Below are 1913 nucleotides of genomic sequence, written 5' to 3'. Positions count from 1 at the left end.
AACGATCACAACTAAGCGACCAGTCACCAAGCTTGTCTCCAAGCAACATCAACTGTCTCCGGTTCCACTCCAGCGATTTCACGTTCTCTTGAACTCTCTCTTCAAAGTCCTTTGCAACTTTCCCTCACGGTACTTGTTCGCTATCGCAATCGAGTCGATATTTAGCCTTAGATGAAGTTTATCACCCACTTTAGGCTGCACTTTCAAGCAACCCGACTCCAAGGAGCAAGCGAACCAACAGTGCCGCTATCCAGAACGGGGCTCGCACCCTCTCTGGTTTATGGCCTCAATCGTAAGGACTTCGGACATACGACACTGCTGGAAACTTACACCTATACGCCACATTTCGAAGCAGCCAAAGACTGATCGATTCGGCGCTGGGCTCTTCCCGTTTCACTCGCCGTTACTAAGGGAATCCTTTTTAGTTTCTTTTCCTCCGCTAAATGATATGCTTAAGTTCAGCGGGTAATCACGACTGAGTTCAGGTTGAGATTAGCAAGACACGCACCGTCTCTCTTCTCAGCGCCGCATCAATCGAAAATTAATTCGATATCAACACACACACGAGACTAGACGAATCCCAGTATTCGAAAGGAGCGACGACACATTCTGACATAGATGCAGTAGCTTCACATCATAAGACACGCAGTTAAACACGTCTTGATGATCAGCCGAGTCAAGTCGGACGCCATTTGGCAGCTCCTCCGATATAAGAGTAGCGCGTCACATTACAAGACAGAACGGTGAAGCTCTGTCTTGACTTGTGATGCTTCTGGACTAGGACAAGATCAGTATGCCGAGACGCGAATCTCAGCTCACTAATGTTGCCCGACAAGCCGAAGACTCTCCGAAGAGAAGCCTAAGGCATTGAGTTAAACAACCCTGAACCAGACGTACCAACTGGAGGCCCAGTTGGTGCTATGCGTTCGAAATTTCACCACTCTAAGCGTCTGCAATTCGTGGTAAGTAACGCAGCAAGCTGCGTTCTTCATCGATACTCGATGCAACCGATCCATCGCTGAAGCTAGTACGTATTATCGAGATGCAAATCTCAACAACAAATCACCGCATGTCCGTGAAGACTTTTGGCAATCAGTGTACTGATTCAAATATGAAAAGGTGCTTATGTGTTTTTGGCGCCTTGGCTCGGCCGAAACCGAACCACGATCATCAAGACTATCGTCAACTAACTTCCTCTCCGCAAAGAAGAAGAAGCCTAGACGCATATAGCCACCAGGAGACACATAGCGGTTGTGTTGAGACGACTCGTGAACAACGTCTACTGCAGAACAGCAAACACTTTTCACTCATCATTAAGCCCTGACACAAAAGTAGTTTTGGAATAACTGCCACGTTCCATGGGTCGGACAGTCACTACTCTTGCCAGTTGTTGTGGCATCTCAACTGGAACGTTGACATTTCGACACTCAACTGACCGTGAAGCCAGTCGAGCATCTTAAGGTTTGTGGATATCACGGGCACAGAGGCACGGCGATGATCCAGCTGCAGGTTCACCTACAGCTACCTTGTTACGACTTTTACCCGGTTCAAACCAATGCGATAAAAATGGTTTCCGCAACAACGAAGTCGTTAAACCTCGAAGCGACAGTCCCCACTCTTCTCGAATCAGTTCAGTCCCGGATAGCGACGGGCGGTGTGTACAAAGGGCAGGGACGTAATCAACGTGAGCTGATGACTCACACTTACTAGGCATTCCTCGTTTAAGGGCAATAATTACAATACCCTATCCCGGACATGGAAGAATTTCAACGGTTTACCGATACCTTTCGGCATAGGAAAAACCCGCTGACTCCACCAGTGTAGCACGCGTGCAGCCCCGGACATCTAAGGGCATCACAGACCTGTTATCGCTCAATCTCGTGCGGCTAAACACCGCTTATCCCTCTAAGAAG

The 1913-nt window shown here is 48.3% G+C and carries 2 rRNA genes; both read right to left on the bottom strand.

From position 1 onward, the window contains the following. A 23S ribosomal RNA gene (locus LQ757_RS19580) occupies positions 1–705 on the bottom strand; the annotation flags it as partial. Positions 706–1487: 782 nt separating this feature from the next. Beyond that, positions 1488–1913: ribosomal RNA gene (locus tag LQ757_RS19575) — 16S ribosomal RNA — on the bottom strand; the annotation flags it as partial.

It is taken from the genome of Agromyces cavernae (assembly GCF_021044935.1).
GTDB classification, from domain to species: Bacteria; Actinomycetota; Actinomycetes; order Actinomycetales; family Microbacteriaceae; genus Agromyces; species Agromyces cavernae.
Note: the sequence above shows the minus strand (reverse complement) of the source record. Positions and strands in the feature narration are given on the sequence as shown.